The 21,485-nt window shown below is 71.4% G+C and carries 1 protein-coding gene and 1 pseudogene (1 of these 2 cut by a window edge); both read right to left on the bottom strand.

Annotated features, from left to right (window positions below):
• Positions 1-4,044, bottom strand: the 5' end (the start) of a protein-coding gene (locus WMF43_RS31815; protein WP_437670502.1) for a type I polyketide synthase. It extends 12,579 nt beyond the left edge of the window; 4,044 of the gene's 16,623 nt are visible here — the first part of the coding sequence; the start codon lies at positions 4,042-4,044; its stop codon lies off the left edge, out of view.
• A pseudogene (locus WMF43_RS31820) lies at positions 4,037-21,484 on the bottom strand (type I polyketide synthase); the annotation flags it as partial. The gene WMF43_RS31815 and the pseudogene WMF43_RS31820, both read right to left, overlap by 8 nt.
• Position 21,485: the final 1 nt, after the last annotated feature.

Raw genomic sequence — 21,485 nt, forward strand, 5'->3', positions numbered from 1 at the left:
GAGCGGCGCGTGCTCCAGGTCCAGCACGTCCTCCTCCGCTCCGGCCGCGATCGCTCGGCACGTCAGCAGCACCAGCCGCGTGCTCGACAGCCGCTCGTCGCTCACCCACCGTTGCAACAGCGACAAGGCCCGATGGGTCGTGGCATGCACGGCGGCCGGAGACGCGCCCGTCGCGCCCACCCACGGGACGAGCACAAGCTCGGGCGCCTCGTCGCCGCCCTCCAGCGCCGCGCTCAACTCCTCGAGGTCCGCCATGCGGCAGACGCGTACCGACGACGCCTCCAGCGCCGCCGTGAGCCCGCGCGGACCTTCACCGAGCAGCACCCACGCGCCCGTCAGCGGCGGCGCGGAGCACTCCGCCAGCGTCGGCCAGTCGACACGATACAGCCCGTCGTGCGCAGCGGCGAGCGAGGAGTGCAGATGCGCGGCCGAAGCAGGCCTCGCGCGGAGCGCTTCCACGGAGGCCACCAGCTTCCCCGCGGCGTCAGCCAGGGTCACGGCGATTGAGCCGTCCACCTCGCGAGGTGACAACCTCACGCGCAGGCTGGAGGCTCCCGTCGCGTACAGGCGCACGCCGCTCCAGGCGAAGGGCAACAACACCCTCCCTTCGTCGGTGCCCGACAACGCCAGCGCGTGCAGCGCAGCATCGAAGAGCGCCGGGTGCAGAACGTAGTCGCCCGCCGTCTCCGCGATGGTCGCCGGCAGCCGGACTTCGGCCAGCACATCGGCTCCCTGCCTCCACGCCGCCACGAGCCCCTGGAAATCCTCCCCGCCGTACGCCAGCCCAGCTTCCGCAAGACGTTCGTAATGGCCCGTCAGGTCCAGCGGCCTGGCGCCTTCCGGCGGCCAGCTCTCCATGTCGACGTGCGCTTCTGCGATGACAGGGCCCAGCGTGCCGGAGGCATGGCGGCGCCACGGCGCCTCCGGGGCTGCGTCCGCCGCGCGCGTGTGGATCGTCACCGCCCGGCGCCTCGCCTCGTCGGGCGCCCCCACCGACAACTGGAGCTGCAGCGCGCCCTGAGGCGGAAGGGCAAGGGGGGACTCCAGCGTCAGCTCCTCCACGCAGCCGAGACCCACATGCTGGGCTGCCACGAGGCAAAGCTCCACAAGCGCCGTGCCCGGCAAGAGCACCGTGTCATGAACCCGGTGCCCGGCGAGCCACGGGTGCTCCGACAGCGTCAGGCGCCCGGTGAGCAACAGCCCATCGCTGTCTGCGAGGCTCACGGCCGCGCCCAGCAGCGGATGGCCGGCCGCTCCCAGCCCGGCCGAGGCGACGTCGGCGACGCGCCCCTTCGGCGCCTCCAGCCAGTGGCGCTGTCGCTGAAACGCGTAGGTGGGAAGCTCCACCCGGCGGCCGGCTGGCAAGATCTTGGTCCAGTCCACGGCCAAGCCCCGCGCAAACAGCTCGCCCACCGAGAGCAACACGCGCCCCAGCGTCCCGTCGTCGTTGCGCAGCGAGCCTACCACCGCTCCTTGCGCCTTCGAGGCGTGCAGCGAGGCCTGCAAGGCGAGCGAAAGCACCGGATGTGGGCTGACCTCGATGAAGAAGCGATGCTGATCGCTCAGCAGCTTATCCGTCGTCTGCGCGAAGCGCACCGGCTCGCGCAGGTTCTTCACCCAGTAGGCGGCCGACAGCTCATCGCCCGACAGCCGCTCCTCCTCCACGGTCGAGTAGAACGGAAGCACTGCCTTGCGCGCATGAAGCTCGCCCAGCGCCGACAAGAGCTCACCCTGGATCTCGTCGACATGGGTGCTGTGCGAGGCGTAGCTGACGCGCACCTTCCGCGCGAAGATCTGCGCGCCTGACAGCTCCGACACCAGCGCCTCCACCGCCTCCGCGTCCCCCGACACAAGCGTCGCGCTCGGACCGTTGTACGCCGCGATACCCACACGCTTCCCGTAACGCGCGAGGTGAGGCTCGAGCTCGGCTGCCGACAGCTCCACCGCACCCATCGCCCCTTTGCCCTCCAGCCTACGGAGCAATCGGCTGCGCACCGCGACGACCTTCGCCCCCTCCTCCAGCGACAGCGCACCGGCCACCACCGCCGCGGCCACCTCTCCCTGGCTGTGCCCCACCACCGCTTCAGGCTCGATCCCCATCGACCGCCACACCGCTGCCAGCGACACCATCATCGCGAACAGCACCGGCTGCACAACGTCCACCCGCTCCAGCGACGCGCTCCCCTCTTCTCCGCGCAGCACCGCCGTCAACGACCAGTCCACATGCGGCCCCAGCGCTCCGCTGCACGCCTCGATCTCCCTCCCAAACACCTCCGACGTCTCCATCAGGCTCCGCGCCATCCCCACCCACTGCGAGCCCTGGCCTGGGAACACGAAGACCACCCGCCCCGCGCTCCTCGCCTGCCCCTGCGCCGCGCTCGGCGAGGCCTTGCCCTCGCCGAGCGCGCCCAGCGCATCGAGCACCATCGCGCGCTCGCGCGCCACCACCACCGCCCGGTGCTCGAACCGCGTGCGCGTCGTGGCCAGCGACCACGCCACGTCGCTCAGCGACTGCTCCGGATGCGCCTCGATGTGCGCGCTCAGCGCTGCCGCCTGCGCCCGCAGCGCCGCCTCCGACTTGCCTGACAAGAGGAGCGCCAACGGCCCATCCCAGGCCGCCGGCGCCCCTTCGTTTTCTTGCCCGGCAGCGCTCTCCGGCGCGGGCGCTTCCTCCACGATGACATGGGCATTGGTGCCGCTGATGCCGAACGAGGACACTCCGGCACGGCGCGGGTGGCCACTCTCCAGCCACACGGCCGGCTCGGTCAGCAGCCGCACCGTGCCCGCAGACCAGTCGATATGGGGCGACGGAGGGTCGGCGTGCAGCGTCTTGGGCAACAGCCCGTGCTGCATCGAGAGCACCATCTTGATGACGCCCGCGACGCCGGCCGCCGCCTGGGTGTGGCCCAGGTTGGACTTGATCGTGCCAAGCCACAGCGGCCGCTCGCTCGAACGCTCCTGACCATACGTCGCGAGCAGCGCGTGGGCCTCGATCGGGTCGCCCAGCGCGGTGCCGGTCCCGTGCGCTTCCACCACGTCCACGTCCGCCGGCGAGAGTCCGGCGTTCTCGAGGGCCTTCTGGATCACCCGCTCCTGGGCGGGGCCGCTCGGCGCCGTCAATCCCTGGCTGCGCCCATCCTGGTTGGTGGCCGAGCCGCGGATGAGCGCCAGCACCGGATGACCGTTGCGGCGGGCGTCCGAGAGCCGCTCCAGCAGCAGCATGCCGGCGCCCTCCGACCAGCCCATGCCGTCCGCGGCTGCGGAGAAGGCCTTGCATCGACCATCCGCGGCGAGCGCCTTGAGGCGGCTGAAGCCGATGAGCCCGCCGGGCGTCGCAAAGACGCTGGCGCCTCCGGCCAAGGCCATCGTGCACTCGCCCGCGCGCAGCGCCTGGCAAGCCAGGTGGATCGCGACCAGCGAGGAGCTGCAGGCGGTATCGATGCTGACCGCGGGGCCTTGCAGCCCGAGGGTGTACGCGATCCGGCCCGAGGCGATGCTGGTGACGGTGCCAAGCAAGCTGTAGCCGTCCTTGGCGACCTCCAGGCTCGGGGCGAGCTCCTGGTAGTCGTCGGAGCAGATGCCGATGAATACCCCTGTAGAGCTCTCGTGGAGAGACGAGGGGTCTATGCCTGCGCGCTCGATCGCTTCCCAGGAGGACTCGAGCAGCAGCCGGTGCTGAGGACCGACCGCCACGGCCTCGCGGGGACTCAGGCCGAAGAAGTCGCTGTCAAACAAGTCCGGGCGGGCGACGAAGCCGACGCGCCGGGAGTAGGTGGTGCCGACGTGATCGGGGTCCGGGCTGTACAGCCGGTCGAGATCCCATCCGCGGTCTCCGGGGAAGCCCGTGATTGCGTCGGCTCCCAGAGCGAGCAGCTGCCAGAGCGCCTCGGGGGTCGTGGCGCCCCCCGGATAGCGGCACGCCATCCCCACGATGGCGATGGGTTCGTGCGACCTGGTCTCCGCCTCTCGCAGCAGCTGACGAGTCTCATGGAGCTGATGAGTGACGCGCTTGAGGTATTCACGGAGCTTCGACTCGTTACTCATAAGCGATTCCCTGGGCGTCGAGATCCTGGTCAATCAACGCGAACAGCTGGTCGTCGTCGGCGGAGTCAATCTGTTGAGCGAGGCTCGTGTCGGCCGGCGCCTTCACCGTCAGCTTCGCCAGGAGCGCCTGCAGGCGTGCGGCGGCGGCCTGCCGCGTGCGTTCGTCGTGGTCCCCGTGCAGGAGAAGGCTCTCGAGCTTGTTGAGCTCACCGAAGACGGTCGGTGACTCCGCCGGCGCATCAACGGCCAGCTTCGTGCGCAGGATCCTCACGAGCGCCGAGGCGGTCGGGTGGTCGAACAGCAGCGTCGAGGGCAGGCGCAGGTCGGTGGCGGCCCCCAGCCGGTTGCGCAGCTCCACCGCCATGAGCGAGTCGAGCCCGAGCTCCTGCAGCGGCCTCGCCGGGTCGAGGGCCTCCGGATGGGATAGACCAAGCACCGGCGCCACCTGGTTGCGCACGAACTCGAGCAGCGTCTTGTCGCGCTCGGTTGCAGGCAAGGCCGCGAGCCGCTGCTTGAGCGACGAGGCCGCGCCGCGACCATGCGCCGCCGCGCGCCGGGGCGACGTGCGCACGAGCGCGTGAAGAAGCCGCGGCGCTGAGGCCTGGGCCCGCAACGCCCCGAAATCGAGCCGGAGCGGCGCGAGCAGCGCCTCGGGGCGCCCGAGCGCCGCGTCGAACAGGGCAAGTCCCTCCTGGGGCGACAAGGGCAACACGCCCTGGCGGCGCAGCCGCGCTTGATCCGCCTCGGCAAGGCGCGCCGCTCGGCCCACTTCACCCCACGCTCCCCACGCGAGGCTCTGACCCGAAAGCCCCTGCGCCCGGCGATGCGCCGCGAGCGCGTCGAGGAACACATTCGCTGCCGCGTAGCTGCCTTGCCCCGCGTTACCAAAGACCCCGGCGCCCGACGAGAACAGCACGAACGATGACAGGTCCAGCGGGCGCGTGAGCTCCGACAGGTGCATCGCCCCATCGACCTTGGCCAGAAACACACGATCCACCCGCCCCGGGTCCAGGGCGCTCAGCACCCCGTCGTCCAGCACGACCGCGCCGTGGATCACCGCCGTCAGCGGGTGGTCCTGCGGAACGGACGCCAGCAGGTGCGCCACGGCCTCTCGGTCCGACACGTCACACGCCGCGATGGTGACCTGGGCGCCTTTGCCTTCGAGCTCGGCTTGCAGCGCTCCGGCTCCCGGAGCCGCAAGGCCCTGACGCGAGGTGAGCAGCAGATGGCGGACCCCATGTGTGTCCACGAGGTGGCGCGCCAGCAGCGCGCCGAGGCCCCCCGTTCCCCCGGTGATCAGCACCGTCCCCTCCGGCGCCAGCGCGCGCGGCATCGTGAGCACCAGCTTGCCCACGTGACGCGCCTGTCCGAAGAAGCGGAACGCCTCGGGCGCCCGACGCGCGTCCCACGCCTGGACCGGCAAGGGCTGGAGCACCCCGCGCTCGAACAAGGTCACAAGCTCCCGGAGCATCTGCTGAATGTGGTCGGGGGACAGCTCGGTGAGGTCGAAGGCCTGGTAGCGGACTCCAGGGTGGGTTTTGGCGATCGACGGCGCCTCGCGGACGTCGGTCTTGCCCATCTCGATGAACCGCCCTCCGCGCGGCAACAGGCGCAGCGAGGCGTCCACGTACTCGCGCGCGAGGCTGTTGAGCACCACGTCCACGCCCTGACCCTGCGTGGTGCGACCGAAGTGCTCCTCGAACCCGAGCGTGCGCGACGAGCCGATGTGGCTGTCCGTAAGCCCCTGCCCGCGCAGCACGCTCCACTTCCCAGCGCTGGCCGTCCCGAACACCTCGGCCCCCAGATGACGCGCCAGCTGGACCGCGGCCATGCCCACGCCTCCGGCCGCGGCATGCACCAGCAGCCGCTCGCCGGGCTGGAGGCGCGCCAGCTCCACAAGCGCATAGTAGGCCGTGACAAAGGCGCTCGGGGTCGCCGCGCCCTGCGCGAAGGACCAACCTTCGGGCATCCGGATCACCATCCGAGCGTCCGCTACCGCCAGCGGGCCGATGGACCGAGGGAACATGCCCATCACCCGGTCGCCGGGGAGCAGCCCTTGCACGTCCGGTCCAACCTCGGTGATCACGCCCGCGCCCTCGAGCCCGAGCGGGCCTGCATCGCCGGGATACATGCCCAGCGCGTTGAGCACATCGCGGAAGTTGAGGCCGGCGGCGCGGACCGCGATGCGAACCTGCCCGGACGCGAGCGGAGCGCTCCCGTGCGACGACGCGACGAAGCTCAGCCCATCGAGCGACCCGCGCGTCGGGATGTCCAGGTGATACGACGCCTCGCCCGGGGGCGGCACCAGCACCTCGCCCGCCGTGAGCCGCCCCAGCCGCGGCACACGCACCCCTCCGTCGCGCAACGCAAGCTGCGGCTCGCCGGCGTTCAGCGCCGACCGCAACGCCCCAAACGACGCCTCACTCGCGTCCACATCGACCAGCTGGATTGGCTGGTCGCTGTACTCGGATTGCGCCGTGCGACCGAGGCCCCAGAGCGGTGCGTGCTCCAGGTCCAGCACATCCTCCTCCGCTCCGGCCGCGATCGCTCGGCACGTCAGCAGCACCAGCCGCGTGCTCGACAGCCGCTCGTCGCTCACCCACCGCTGCAACAGCGACAAGGCCCGATGGGTCGTGGCATGCACGGCGGCCGGAGACGCGCCCGTCGCGCCCACCCACGGGACGAGCACAAGCTCGGGCGCCTCCTCGCCCCCCTCCAGCGCCGCGCTCAACGCCTCGAGGTCCGCCATGCGGGACAGGCGCACTGACGACGCCTCCAGCGCCGCCGTGAGCCCGCGCGGACCTTCACCGAGCAGCACCCACGCGCCCGTCAGCGGCGGCGCGGAGCACTCCGCCAGCGCCGTCCAGTCGACACGATACAGCCCGTCGCGCGCCGTAGGTACCGATGAGCGCAGCTGCGTCGGAGAGACTGGCCTCGTGCGGAGCGCTTCGATGAGGGCGACTGGCCTGCCCTCGGCGTCGGCCAGCCTCGCCTGGATCGCTCCCTCCCTATCCCCGGAGGACAGCCTCACGCGCAGGCGAGAGGCGCCGGTCGCGTACAGGCCGACCCCTCCGAACACGAAGGGCAAGGACGTCGTCATCTCATCGCCCGATAGCAGCGCCAGCGCGTGCAGCGCGGCATCGAAGAGCGCCGGGTGCAGGCCATAGTCGCCCGCCGTCTCCACGAGGCCCGCCGGCAGGCAGACTTCCGCCAGCACGTCGGCTCCCTGCCGCCACGCCGCCACGAGCCCCTGGAAGTCGTCTTTGCCGTACGTGATCCCAGCTTCGGCCAGACGTTCGTAATAGCCGGCGAGGTCCAGCGACGTCGCGCCTGCCGGCGGCCAGCTCGCTATGTCGAAGCGCGCTTCTGCGACAGAAGGGCCCAGCCAGCCGGACGCATGACGGGTCCACGGCGCCTCGGAGCCTGCCTCCGCCGCCCGCGTGTGGATCGTCACCGCCCGGCGCCTCGCCTCGTCGGGCGCCCCCACCGACAACTGGAGCTGCAGCGCGCCCTGAGGCGGAAGGGCCAGGGGGGACTCCAGCGTCAGCTCCTCCACCCAGCCGAGACCCACATGCTGCGCCGCCGCCAGGCACAGCTCCACAAGCGCCGTGCCCGGCAAGAGCACCGTGTCGTAAACCCGGTGCCCGGCGAGCCACGGGTGCTCCGCGAGCGAGAGACGTCCAGTGAGCAATAGCCCATCGGCGTCGGCCAGCGTCACCGCCGCGCCGAGCAGCGGATGATTCGCCGCACCGAGCCCGGCCGAGGCGACGTCGGTCGCGCGCCCCTTCGGCGCCTCCAGCCAGTAGCGCTGTCGCTGAAACGCGTAGGTGGGAAGCTCCACCCGGCGGCCGGCTGGCAAGATCTTGGTCCAGTCCACGGCCAAGCCCCGCGCAAACAGCTCACCCACCGAGAGCAACAGGCGCCCCAGCGTCCCGTCGTCGTTGCGCAGCGAGCCTACCACCGCTCCTTGCGCCTTCGAGGCGTGCAGCGAGGCCTGCAACGCGAGCGCCAGCACCGGATGTGGGCTGACCTCGATGAAGAAGCGATGTTGCTCGCTCAGCAGCTGATTCGTGGTCTGCGCGAAGCGCACCGGCTCGCGCAGGTTCTTCACCCAGTACGCGGCCGACAGCTCATCGCCCGACAGCCGCTCCTGCTCCACCGTCGAGTAGAACGGAAGCACTGCCTTGCGCGGATGAAGCTCGCCCAGCGCCGACAAGAGCTCCTCCTGGATCTCGTCGACATGGCTGCTGTGCGAAGCGTAGCTGACGCGCACCTTCCGCGCGAAGATCTGCGCGCCCGACAGCTCCGACACCAGCGCCTCCACCGCCTCCGCGTCCCCCGACACGAGCGTCGCGCTCGGACCGTTGTACGCCGCTATCCCTACACGCTTCCCGTAACGCGCGAGGTGTGGATCGAGCTCGGCTGCCGACAGCTCCACCGCACCCATCGCCCCTTTGCCCTCCAGCCTACGGAGCAATCGGCTGCGCACCGCGACGACCTTCGCCCCCTCCTCCAGCGACAGCGCCCCGGCCACCACCGCCGCCGCGACCTCTCCCTGGCTGTGCCCCACCACAGCTTCCGGCTCGACCCCCATCGACCGCCACACCGCTGCCAGCGACACCATCATCGCGAACAGCACCGGCTGCACCACGTCCACCCGCTCGAGCGACGCGCTCCCCTCTTCTCCGCGCAGCACCGCCGCCAGCGACCAGTCCACATGCGGCCCCAGCGCTCCGCTGCACGCCTCGATCTCCCTCCTAAACACCTCCGACGTCCCCATCAGGCTCCGCGCCATCCCCACCCACTGCGAGCCCTGGCCCGGGAACACGAAGACCGTCTTCCCCGCGCTCCTCGCCTGCCCCTGCGCCGCGCTCGGCGAGGCCTTGCCCTCGCCGAGCGCGCCCAGCGCATCGAGCACCATCGCGCGCTCGCGCGCCACCACCACCGCCCGGTGCTCGAACTGCGTGCGCGTCGTCGCCAGCGACCACGCCACGTCGCTCAGCGACTGCTCCGGATGCGCCTCGATGTGCGCGCTCAGCGCTGCCGCCTGCGCCCGCAGCGCCGCCTCCGACTTGCCTGACACCAGGAGCGCCAACGGCCCATCCCACGCCGCCGGCGCCCCTTCGTTTTCTTGCCCGGCAGCGCTCCCCTCCAGCGCTGGAGCCTCCTCGAGCACGATATGCGCGTTGGTGCCCGACAGACCGAAGGCGGACACGCCCGCGCGCCGGGGGCGACCGTCCGGGCGGCGCGGCCACGGCTCGAGGGTATCGACCACACGCACCGGCAGCGCGTCCCACTCGATGTACGGATTCCGGGGCGTCGTGTGCAGCGTCGCTGGCAACGCCTCGTGCCGCAGCGCCGCGACCATCTTGGCGAGACCCGCGAGCCCGGCACCGCTCTCCAGGTGACCGATGTTGGTCTTGACCGCACCCAGCAGCAGCGGCTGATCCGCAGGACGCCCTTGACCATAGACCGCGGCCAGGGCCTGCACCTCGATCGGGTCGCCCAGCGACGTGCCCGTGCCGTGGCACTCCACGACGTCGACCTCCGCCGGCGAAAGCCGCGCGTCCTGGAGCGCTGCCCGCAGCACCTTCTGCTGCGAGGTGCCGTTGGGGGCGGTGATCCCGCTGCTCTCTCCATCGTGGTTGATCGCGCTGCCCCGGACCAGGGCGAGCACCGGGAGGCCCTGCGCGCGCGCGTCGCTCAAGCGAGAGAGCGCGACGACCACGACGCCCTCGCCCCGGCCATAGCCGTCGGCGTTCGCGGAGAACGTCTTCGAGCGGCCGTCGCCGGCAGCCGCCCGCGTGCGGGAGAGGAGCTGGAAGGATTCGGCGGCGAGCATCACCTGCACACCGGCGGCGAGCGCGAGGCCGCACTCGCGCTTCCGCAACGCCTGACAGGCGAGGTGCATCGCCACGAGCGACGACGAACAGGCGGTGTCGACCGAGAGCGCTGGCCCCTGCAGCCCCAGGGTGAAGGCGAGGCGACCGGCGGCAAACGAGGTGGCCGTCCCCATGATGGTATAGGCCTCCCCCTCGCCGGAGTTGCCCTGGAGGAGCGCGTACTCGCTCGCTCCGATGCCCACGAAGACGCCCGTCTGCGAGTCCTTCAGCGACGCCGGGACCACCCCAGCCTGCTCCAGCGCCTGCCATGCCGCCTCGAGCAACAGCCGGTGCTGCGGATCGATGTGCCTCGCCTCCCGCGGGCTGATGCCAAAGAACGTGGCATCAAACACGTCAACCCCCTCGATGAAGCTCGCCTCGCGGACGTAGCTCTTGCCCTTCGCCTCGGGATCCGGGTCGTACATCTCCTCGGCGTTCCAGCGCATCACCGGGATCGGCCCGGCGGCGTCGATCCCCTGCGAGAGCACGCTCCAGAAGCTCTCCAGATCCACCGCGCCTCCGGGCAGCCGCAGCCCGACGCCGACGATGGCGATCGGGTCGTCGCCGGCCGCGGAGGCCGCGCGCGGGCTCCCCTCCTCCACGGCGGCGCGGGCGTCTTGACCGAGGCGCGGCAGAAGGGCGTCATGCAGGAACCCGGCGAGCCGCCGGGGCGAAGGCTGGTCGAAGACCACCGTCGCTCGCAGGGACGCCGAGGTCTCCTGCTGAAGCCGTCGACGCAGCTCGACCGCCATGAGGGAGTCGAGGCCAAGGTCGGAAAAGCCCCGGTCGGGGTCGATCGAAGCGACGTCGGCGTGGCCGAGGACCGCGGCGACATGGCCCTTGACCACGGAGAGCAGATGCTCGCGCTGCTCGCGCGCTGCCAGGGCACGGAGGCGAGCCATGAGCGGCGCTTCGCGCTCGCGGAGCGAGAGAAGATCCAGTCCGGCCAGAGCCTGCTGCGCTTCGGGCAGCTCATCGAGCAGCGGGCGCGGGCGCCCTGCGGCGAACGACGGCGCGAAGCGCGCCCAGTCCATGTCCGAGACGACCAGCGCGGACTCATCGCGGCCCAGCGCCTGCTCGAGCGCGGTGAGCGCCAGCTCGGGCGGCATCGCAGAGACACCACCGCCGCGGAGCCGGCCCACAACCGTCCTGTCGACCATTCCGCCATCAGCCCAGGCGCCCCAGGCCACGGAGGTGGCGGCAAGGCCGAGGGCCCGGCGGTGGTCGGCCAGCGCGTCGAGGAAAGCGTTGGCGGCGGCGTAGTTGCCCTGCCCCGCATTGCCGAGGACCCCTGCGAGCGAGGAGAAGAGCACGAAGGCCGAGAGGTCGAGCGCGCGGGTCAGCACGTGAAGGTTCAAGGTGGCATCCACCTTGGGCGAAAACGCGCGCTCCATACGCTCGGGGGTGAGGGCGCCGAGCACACCATCATCGAGCACACCGGCGGTATGGAAGACAGCCGTGAGAGGAGCGTCCTCGGGGATGAGCTCGAGGACCTTGCTCAGCGCGTCGCGGTCGGCCGCATCGCAGGCCGCGATGGTGACGCGCGCCCCGAGGGTCGTGAGCTCGGCGGCAAGATCGGCGGCGCCGGGGGCCTCGGGACCACGACGGCTGATCAGCACCAGGTGCTCGGCGCCGCGCCGGGCGAGCCAGCGCGCGACGTGCGCGCCGAGCGCGCCCGTTCCGCCGGTGATCAGCGCGGTCCCGCTCGGCCTCCAGGCTCGGACGGACGCCGCATCTCCCAGCGGCGCGCGCACGAGCCGGCGCGCGAACAGGCCTGTTGAACGCAATGCGAGCTGGTCTTCCGACGCTTGATTGCCGAGCGCAGACACGAGCCGCTCTCTCGCCATGGAATCCAGCGTGGGAGGCAGATCGAGCAATCCACCGAAGCGCTCGGGGTGCTCGAGGGAGACCACACGACCAAGCCCCCAGAGGAGCGCCTGCAACGGGTGAGTCAGCGGCTCGGCGCTCGTCACGGAGACCGCTCCGCGCGTCAGGAGCCAGAGTGGCGCTTCGATGCCAGCGTCGCCGAGCGCTTGCACCAGCGAGAGCGTCACGCCGCTCTGCAAGGCGGGCTGCTCGGGCAGCGGGGTCTCGTCCAGCGCGAGCAGCGAGAGCACGCCGCGCGCCGCGACGCCCTCGCCGAGCGCCTGGCGCAGCTGCGCGGCCAGCCGGGCGCGGTCGGTCTCCGCCGCGGAGACCGCGCAGACCACGACCGTCGCGCCGGCCGCCGTGAGCGCTTCCGTCAAGGGGGCGACGAGGTCAGCGGCCGTCGACACCACCAGCAGCCACGTCCCCGACACGTCTCCCTTCGGCCCCAGCGACGCCGGCTTCCAGAGGACACGGTAACGCCACGCATCCACCGTGCCCTGGTCCTTTTGCTTCCGCCGCCACGTCGACAGCGCCGGCAGCAAGCTCGCGAGCGATGCCTGCTGGTCCTTGTCCTCCACACGCAGCGTCTGCGCCAGGGCGTCGACGTCGCTCCTGTCCACCGCCTCCCAGAAGCCAGCGTCGGTCGCCGAGGATGAGCCCTCGGCGGCTTCGGCGCGGTGCGCGCTCGTGTTCTCCAGCCAGTAGCGCTCGCGCTGGAACACGTACGTGGGCAGCGCCACCCGCCGCGCGCCGAGCGGCGCAAAGTAACGCTGCCAGTCGAGCGCGACCCCTCGCGCGTGCAGCCCTCCCACCGCCGCGGTCAGCGCCTCCACCTCGGCGCTCCCCTTGCGCAGCGACGGCAGCAACACCGCCCCGCGCTGCGCCTCCTCCGACAGGCAGTCGGCCGCCAGGCCGCACAACACGCCATGCGGCCCCACCTCCAGGAAGCTCGTCACTCCCTCCGCTTCCAGCGTCCGCACGCCCTCCAGGAAGCGCACCGCTTGCCTCACGTGCATGACCCAGTAGTCCGGAGAGCTCAGCTCCTCCGCGCTCGCTCGCCTCCCCGTCACGTTCGACACCAGCGGGATGCTCCCCGCCGAGAACCGCAGCCCCTGCACCACGCTGCGGAACTCCTCCAGCATCCCCTCCATGTGCGGAGAATGAAACGCGTGGCTGACCATCAGCCGCGTCGCCTTGCGGCCCTGGGCTTCCAGCTTCTTGCCCACCTCCACCACGGCCTCTTCATCCCCGGACAGCACCGTCGACCGGGGGCCGTTGAGCCCGGCCACGTCCACGCGGCCCGCGTGCCCGTTCAACAGGCCTCGCGCCTCCTCCTCCGAGGCCTGCACCGCGATCATCGCTCCCCCGCGCGGCAGCGCCTGCATCAACCGACCACGCGCCGCCACCAGCGTGCACGCGTCCCCGAGCGACAGCACCCCGGACACCTGCGCCGCCGCGATCTCCCCGATCGAGTGCCCCAGCAGCACATCCGGCTTGACTCCCCAGCCCTCCCACAGCCGATACAGCGCCACCTCCAGCGCGAACAGCGCGGGCTGCGTGAACGCCGTCTGGTCGAGCAGCGCCGCCTCGTCCGAGCCCTCGGCGCTGAACATCACCTCGAGCAGCGGTCGGTCCAGGTGCCCGTCCAGCTGCGCGCACACCGCGTCCAGCGCGTCCCGGAACGCAGGATAGGCGTCGTACAGCTCCCGGCCCATCCCGGGGCGCTGGCTGCCCTGGCCGGTGAACAGCATGGCCAGTCGACCCCCCTCCCTCGCCTGCCCCACCGCCATGCCCGCACAAGGCTTGCCCTCGCCCAGCGCGCCCAGCGCCGCCCGCAGCGCGGCAGCCTCACTCGCCACCACCACCGCCCGGTGCTTGAAGTGCGTCCGCGCCGTCGCCAGCGAATACGCCACGTCGCTCAGCAGCTGCTCCGGGTGCGCCTCGACATGCGCGCACAGCTCCGCCGCTTGCGCCCGCAGCGCTGCCTCCGATTTCCCGGACACCAGCACCGGCAACGGCCCAGCCCACTCCCCGCGCGCGCTTGCGCTCTGCTCTGCGCCTGCAGGTCGCTCCGGCGCCGGGGCCTCCTCAAGAAGGACGTGCGCATTGGTGCCGCTGATGCCGAAGGACGACACGCCAGCGCGGCGCGGATGGCCGCCCTCTCGCCAGGCGATGGGTTCGTTCAGGAGCCGGACGGTGCCCTTGGACCAGTCGATGTAAGAGGACGGCGTCTCCGCGTGCAAGGTCCTCGGCAAGAGCCCGTGCTGCATGGCAAGGACCATCTTCATCACCCCGGCGACGCCAGCGGCCGCCTGGGTATGGCCCAGGTTGGACTTGATGGATCCAAGCCAAAGAGGGCGCTCGCTCGAATGGCCTTGCCCATAGGTCGCGAACAGCGCGTGGGCCTCGATGGGGTCTCCAAGCGCAGTGCCGGTCCCATGGGCCTCCACCGCGTCGACGTCGGCCGGCGACAGCCCGGAGCTCTCGAGCGCCTTCTGGATCACGCGCTCCTGGGCGGGGCCGTTGGGGGCTGTCAACCCCTGGCTGCGCCCGTCCTGGTTGATAGCCGATCCACGGATCAGCGCCAGCACGGGACGATTGTTGCGGCGAGCGTCCGAGAGCCGCTCCAGCAGCAGCATGCCGACCCCCTCCGACCAGCCCATGCCGTCCGCGGCTGCCGAGAAGGCCTTGCTCCGACCATCGGGGGCGAGCGCCTTGAGCCGGCTGAAGGTGATAAGGCCGTTCGGGGTGGCAAAGATGGTCGCCCCCCCGGCCAAGGCCAACGTGCACTCCCCCGCGCGCAGCGCCTGGCAAGCGAGGTGGATCCCCACCAGCGAGGAGCTGCAAGCGGTGTCGACGCTGACGGCGGGGCCCTGCAGCCCCAGCGTGTACGCGATGCGGCCCGAGGCGATGCTGGTGGCGGTGCCGAGCATGGCGTAACCATCCTTGGCGACATTCACGCTCGGGGCGAGGTGCTGGTAATCGTCGGAGCAGATGCCGACGAAGACGCCCGTCGGGCTCTCGTTCAGCGAGGATGGAGCGATGCCTGCGCGCTCGATGGCCTCCCAGGAGGTCTCGAGCAGCAGCCGGTGCTGGGGATCGATCGCCACCGCCTCGCGGGGACTCAGGCCGAAGAAGTCGCTGTCGAACAAATCCGGATGGGCAACCGAGCCGACGCGCTGGGCGTACGTGGTGCCGACGGTATCGGGGTCAGGGTGATAGAGCCGGTCGAGATCCCATCCACGGTCTCCGGGGAATGCCGTGATCGCGTCGATGCCGTCGGCGAGGACCTGCCAGAGGGCTTCAGGGGTCGTGACCCCGCCCGGGTAGCGGCACGCCATGCCCACGATGGCGATGGGCTCGTCCGCCGCTGCGTCCGGGAGCCCCTGACGCGCAGGCGCCACAGGCCGCGGCGACCCCTCGTTGGGCAGAAGCTCGGCCGAGAGCTTCTGCACCAGCGCCGAGGCGGTCGGGTAGTCGAACAGCAGCGTCGAGGGCAGGCGCAGGTCGGTGGCGGCGCCCAGCCGGTTGCGCAGCTCCACCGCCATGAGCGAGTCGAGCCCGAGCTCCTGCAGCGGCCTCGCCGGGTCGAGGGCCTCCGGATGGGATAGACCAAGCACCGGCGCCACCTGGTTGCGCACCAGCTCGAGCAGCGTCCTGTCACGCTCGGTTGCAGGCAAGGCCGCGAGCCGCTGCTTGAGCGACGAGGCCGCGCCGCGACCATGCGCCGCCGCGCGCCGGGGCGACGTGCGCACGAGCGCGTGAAGAAGCCGCGGCGCTGAGGTCTGGGCACGCAACGCCCCGAAATCGAGCCGGAGCGGCGCGAGCAGCGCCTCGGGGCGCCCGAGCGCCGCGTCGAACAGGGCAAGTCCCTCCTGGGGCGACAGGGGCAACACGCCCTGGCGGCGCAGCCGCGCTTGATCCGCCTCGGCAAGGCGCGCCGCTCGGCCCACTTCTCCCCACGCTCCCCACGCGAGGCTCTGACCCGAAAGCCCCTGCGCCCGGCGATGCGCCGCGAGCGCGTCGAGGAACACATTCGCTGCCGCGTAGCTGCCTTGCCCCGCGTTACCAAAGACCCCGGCGCCCGACGAGAACAGCACGAACGATGACAGGTCCAGCGGGCGCGTGAGCTCCGACAGGTGCATCGCCCCATCGACCTTGGCCAGAAACACACGATCCACCCGCCCCGGGTCCAGGGCGCTCAGCACCCCGTCGTCCAGCACGACCGCGCCGTGGATCACCGCCGTCAGCGGGTGGTCCTGCGGAACGGACGCCAGCAGGTGCGCCACGGCCTCTCGGTCCGACACGTCACACGCCGCGATGGTGACCTGGGCGCCTTTGCCTTCGAGCTCGGCTTGCAGCGCTCCGGCTCCCGGAGCCGCAAGGCCCTGACGCGAGGTGAGCAGCAGATGGCGGACCGCATGTGTGTCCACGAGGTGGTGCGCCAGCAGCGCGCCGAGGCCCCCCGTTCCCCCGGTGATCAGCACCGTCCCCTCCGGCGCCAGCGCGCGAGGGAGCGTGAGGACGAGCTTGCCCACGTGACGCGCCTGTCCGAGGTAGCGGAACGCATCGCGCGCACGGCGCGCGTCCCACGCCTGGACCGGCAAGGGCTGGAGCACCCCGCGCTCGAACAAGGTCACCAGCTCCCGGAGCATCTGCTGAATCCGCTCGGGCCCCGCTTCGCCCAGCTCGAAGGCCCGGTAGCGGACTCCAGGGTGGGTCCTGGCGATCGACGACGCCTCGCGGACGTCAGTCTTGCCCATCTCGATGAACCGCCCGCCGCGCGGCAGCAAGCGCAGCGACGCGTCCACGTACTCGCGCGCCAGGCTGTTGAGCACCACGTCGACGCCCTGACCCTGCGTGCTGCGGCGGAAGTGCTCCTCGAACTCGAGCGTACGCGACGAGCCGATGTGACTGTCCTCGAGCCCCTGGGTGCGCAGAACGCCCCACTTGCCCGCGCTCGCCGTCCCGAACACCTCGGCCCCCAGATGACGCGCCAGCTGGACCGCGGCCATGCCCACGCCTCCGGCCGCGGCATGCACGAGCAGCCGCTCACCGCGCTGGAGCCGCGCCAGCTCCACAAGCGCGTAGTAGGCGGTCAGGAACACCGCCGGCGTCGCCGCGCCCTGCGCGAACGACCAACCTTCGGGCATCCGGATCACCATGCGCGCGTCCGCTACCGCCAGCGGGCCGATGGACCGAGGGAACATGCCCATCACCCGGTCGCCGGGGGCAAGGCCGCTCACGCCCGGGCCAACCTCGGTGATCACCCCCGCGCCCTCGGCCCCGAGGGGGCCAGCATCGCCGGGATACATGCCCAGCGCGTTGAGCACATCGCGGAAGTTGAGGCCGGCGGCGCGGACCGCGATGCGAACCTCCCCGGACGCGAGCGGAGCGCTCCCATGCGACGACGCAACGAAGCTCAGCCCATCGAGCGACCCGCGCGTCGGGATGTCCAGGTGATACGACGCCTCGCCCGGGGGTATCGCCAGCACCTCGCCCGCCCCGAGCCGCCCCAGCCGCGGCACGCGCACCGCTCCGTCCCGCAACGCAAGCTGCGGCTCGCCGGCATTCAGCGCCGACGGCAACGCCCCAAACGACGCCTCACTCGCGTCCACATCGACCAGCTGGATTGGCTGGTCGCCGTACTCGGATTGCGCCGTACGACCAAGGCCCCAGAGCGGCGCGTGCTCCAGGTCCAGCACGTCCTCCTCCGCTCCGGCCGCGATCGCTCGGCACGTCAGCAGCACCAGCCGCGTGCTCGACAGCCGCTCGTCGCTCACCCACCGTTGCAACAGCGACAAGGCCCGATGGGTCGTGGCATGCACGGCGGCCGGAGACGCGCCCGTCGCGCCCACCCACGGGACGAGCACAAGGTCGGGCGCCTCGTCGCCGCCCTCCAGCGCCGCGCTCAACTCCTCGAGGTCCGCCATGCGGCAGACGCGTACCGACGACGCCTCCAGCGCCGCCGTGAGCCCGCGCGGACCTTCACCGAGCAGCACCCACGCGCCCGTCAGCGGCGGCGCAGAGCACTCCGCCAGCGTCGGCCAGTCGACACGATACAGCCCGTCGCGCGCCGCAGGCACCGAGGAGCGCAGCTGCGTCGGAGAGACAGGCCTCGTGCGAAGCGCTTCGATGAGGGCGACCGGCCTGCCCTCGGCGTCGGCCAGTCTCGCCTGGATCCCTCCCTCCCCACCCCCGGAGGACAGCCTCACGCGCAGGCGAGAGGCGCCGGTCGCGTACAGGCCCACCCCTCCGAACACGAAGGGCAAGGAGGTCGTCATCTCATCGCCCGATAGCAGCGCCAGCGCGTGCAGCGCGGCATCGAAGAGCGCCGGGTGCAGGCCATAGTCGCCCGCCGTCTCCACGAGGCCCGCCGGCAGGCAGACTTCCGCCAGCACGTCGGCTCCCTGCCTCCACGCCGCCACCAGCCCCTGGAAGTCGTCTTTGCCGTACGTGACTCCCGCTTCGGCCAGACGTTCGTAATAGCCGGCGAGGTCCAGCGACGTCGCGCCTTCCGGCGGCCAGTTCGCCATGTCGAAGCGCGCTTCTGCGACAGAAGGGCACAGCCAGCCGGACGCATGCCGGGTCCACGGCGCCTCGGGGCCTGCCTCCGCCGCCCGCGTGTGGATCGTCACCGCCCGGCGCCTCGCCTCGTCGGGCGCCCCCACCGACAACTGGAGCTGCAGCGCGCCCTGAGGCGGAAGGGCAAGGGGGGACTCCAGCGTCAGCTCCTCCACGCAATTGAGCCCCACATGCTGGGCTGCCACCAGGCAAACCTCCACAAGCGCCGTGCCCGGCAAGAGCACCGTGTCGTAAACCCGGTGCCCGGCGAGCCACGGGTGCTCCGCCAGCGAGAGACGTCCAGTGAGCAATAGCCCATCGGCGTCGGCCAGCGTCACCGCCGCGCCGAGCAGCGGATGATTCGCCGCACCGAGCCCGGCCGAGGCGACGTCGGTCGCGCGCCCCTTCGGCGCCTCCAGCCAGTAGCGCTGTCGCTGAAACGCGTAGGTGGGAAGCTCCACCCGGCGGCCGGCTGGCAAGATCTTGGTCCAGTCCACGGCCAAGCCCCGCGCAAACAGCTCACCCACCGAGAGCAACAGGCGCCCCAGCGTCCCGTCGTCGTTGCGCAGCGAGCATGCCGTGGCGCCCTGAGGAATGGACGCTTGCAGCGAGGCCTGCAACGCGAGCGTCAACACCGGATGCGGGCTGACCTCGATGAAAAAGCGATGCTCGTCGCGGATGAGCTTGTCCGTCGTCTGCACGAAGCGCACCGGCTCGCGCAGGTTCTTCACCCAGTACGCGGCCGACAGCTCATCGCCCGACAGCCGCTCCTCCTCCACCGTCGAGTAGAACGGAAGCACTGCCTTGCGCGCATGAAGCTCGCCGAGCCCCGACAAGAGCTCACCCTGGATCTCGTCGACATGGGTGCTGTGCGAGGCGTAGCTGACGCGCACCTTCCGCGCGAAGATCTGCGCGCCCGACAGCTCCGACACCAGCGCCTCCACCGCCTCCGCGTCCCCCGACACAAGCGTCGCGCTCGGACCGTTGTACGCCGCGATCCCCACACGCTTCCCGTAACGCGCCAGGTGCGGCTCGAGCTCGGCAGCCGACAGCTCCACCGCACCCATCGCCCCTTTGCCCTCCAGCCTCCGCAGCAATCGGCTGCGCACCGCGACGACCTTCGCCCCATCCTCCAGCGACAGCGCTCCGGCCACCACCGCCGCGGCCACCTCCCCCTGGCTGTGCCCCACCACCGCTTCAGGCTCGATCCCCATCGACCGCCACACCGCTGCCAGCGACACCATCATCGCGAACAGCACCGGCTGCACAACGTCCACCCGCTCGAGCGACGCGCTACCCTCTTCTCCGCGCAGCACAGCCTTCAGCGACCAGTCCACATGCGGCCCCAGCGCTCCGCTGCACGCCTCGATCTCCCTCCCAAACACCTCCGACGTCTCCATCAGGCTCCGCGCCATCCCCACCCACTGCGAGCCCTGGCCTGGGAACACGAAGACCACCCGCCCCGCGCTCCTCGCCTGCCCCAGGGCCACCGTGGGAGAAGCGTCCCCCTCGGCGAGCGAGTGAAGCGCCGAGAGCACCTCCGCACGCTCGCGCGCGACGACCACCGCCCGGTGCTCGAACTGCGTGCGCGTCGTGGCCAGCGACCACGCCACGTCGCTCAGCGACTGCTCCGGATGCGCCTCGATGTGCGCGCCCAGCGCTGCCGCCTGCGCCCGCAGCGCGACCTCCGACTTCCCGGATACGAGCAGGCACAATGGCGCTGCCGGAGCCGCAGCAGCGCCTTCGCTGGCTTCCGCAGCAGCGCGCGCGGGGGCAGGCGCCTGCTCCAGAAGGACATGCGCATTGGTGCCGCTGATGCCGAAGGCAGACACGCCGGCGCGGCGGGGACGGCCGCTCTCCGGCCAGGCGATGGGCTCGTTCAGGAGCTGGACGGTGCCTGTGGACCAGTCGATATGGGTGGAAGGGGTGTCCGCATGCAGGGTCCTGGGCAAGAGCCCGTGCTGCATGGAAAGGACCATCTTGATGACGCCGGCGACCCCGGCGGCCGCTTGCGTGTGGCCGAGGTTGGACTTGATCGAGCCAAGCCACAAGGGCTGCTCGCGGGAGTGAGCTCTGCCGTAGGCGGCGATCAGCGCCTGGGCCTCGATGGGGTCGCCGAGGGTGGTCCCGGTGCCGTGGGCCTCGATGGCATCGACATCTCCGGCGGAGAGCTGGGCGCTCTGGAGGGCCGCCTGGATGACGCGCTGCTGAGAGGGACCGTTGGGCGCGGTCAGGCCCTGGCTCCTGCCGTCCTGGTTGACGGCGGAGCCGCGGACGAGGGCGAGGATGGGATAGCCATGGCGCCGGGCGTCTTCGAGCCGCGCGAGCGCCAGGATGCCGACGCCCTCCGCCACGCCGAAGCCGCTGGCGTCCGCCGAGAAGGCTCGCGAGCGACCGTCGACCGCGAGCCCGCGCAGCCGGCAAAACTCGGTGAGCGTGAATGGCGTGGACATCACGGTGGCCCCGCCGGCCAGCGCGAGGGTGCACTCGCCACGGCGCAAGGCCTGGCAGGCGAGGTGGAGCGCGACGAGGGAGGAGCTGCAGGCCGTGTCGACGGTGATGGCGGGGCCTTCCAGCCCCAAGGCGTAGGCGATACGCCCGGACGCCACGCTGAAGGCGCTGCCGACCCCGATGTACCCCTCGAGCTCACCGCGATTGTCGCCGAGGCGCGATCCGTAGTCGGCCGCGAGGATGCCGACGAAGACGCCCGTCTGGCTGCCATGAAGTGAAGAGGGCTCGATCCCGGCGCGCTCGATCGCCTCATAGGAGGTCTCGAGGAGCAGGCGCTGCTGAGGGTCGATCGCGAGCGCCTCGCGGGGGCTGATACCGAAGAAGGCGGCGTCGAAGCCATCGGCGTCGCGCAGGAAGCCGCCTTCGCGGACGTAGATCTTGCCCCTCTTGTCGGGATCGGGATCGTAGAGCTCGTCGAGGTTCCAACCGCGGGTCTCGGGGAGCGGGGCGATGGCGTCCCTCCCCTCGCGGAGCAGCTCCCAGAGCGCCTCGGGAGTGCGCACGCCGCCGGCGTAGCGGCAGCTCATCCCGACGATCGCGATAGGCTCCCGGTCCTTCGCCTCGACCTCCCGCAGGCGAAGGCGAGTCTGGTGCAGGGCGGACGTCACGCGCTTC

It is taken from the genome of Sorangium sp. So ce131 (assembly GCF_051519095.1).
Lineage (GTDB): Bacteria > Myxococcota_A > Polyangia > Polyangiales > Polyangiaceae > Sorangium.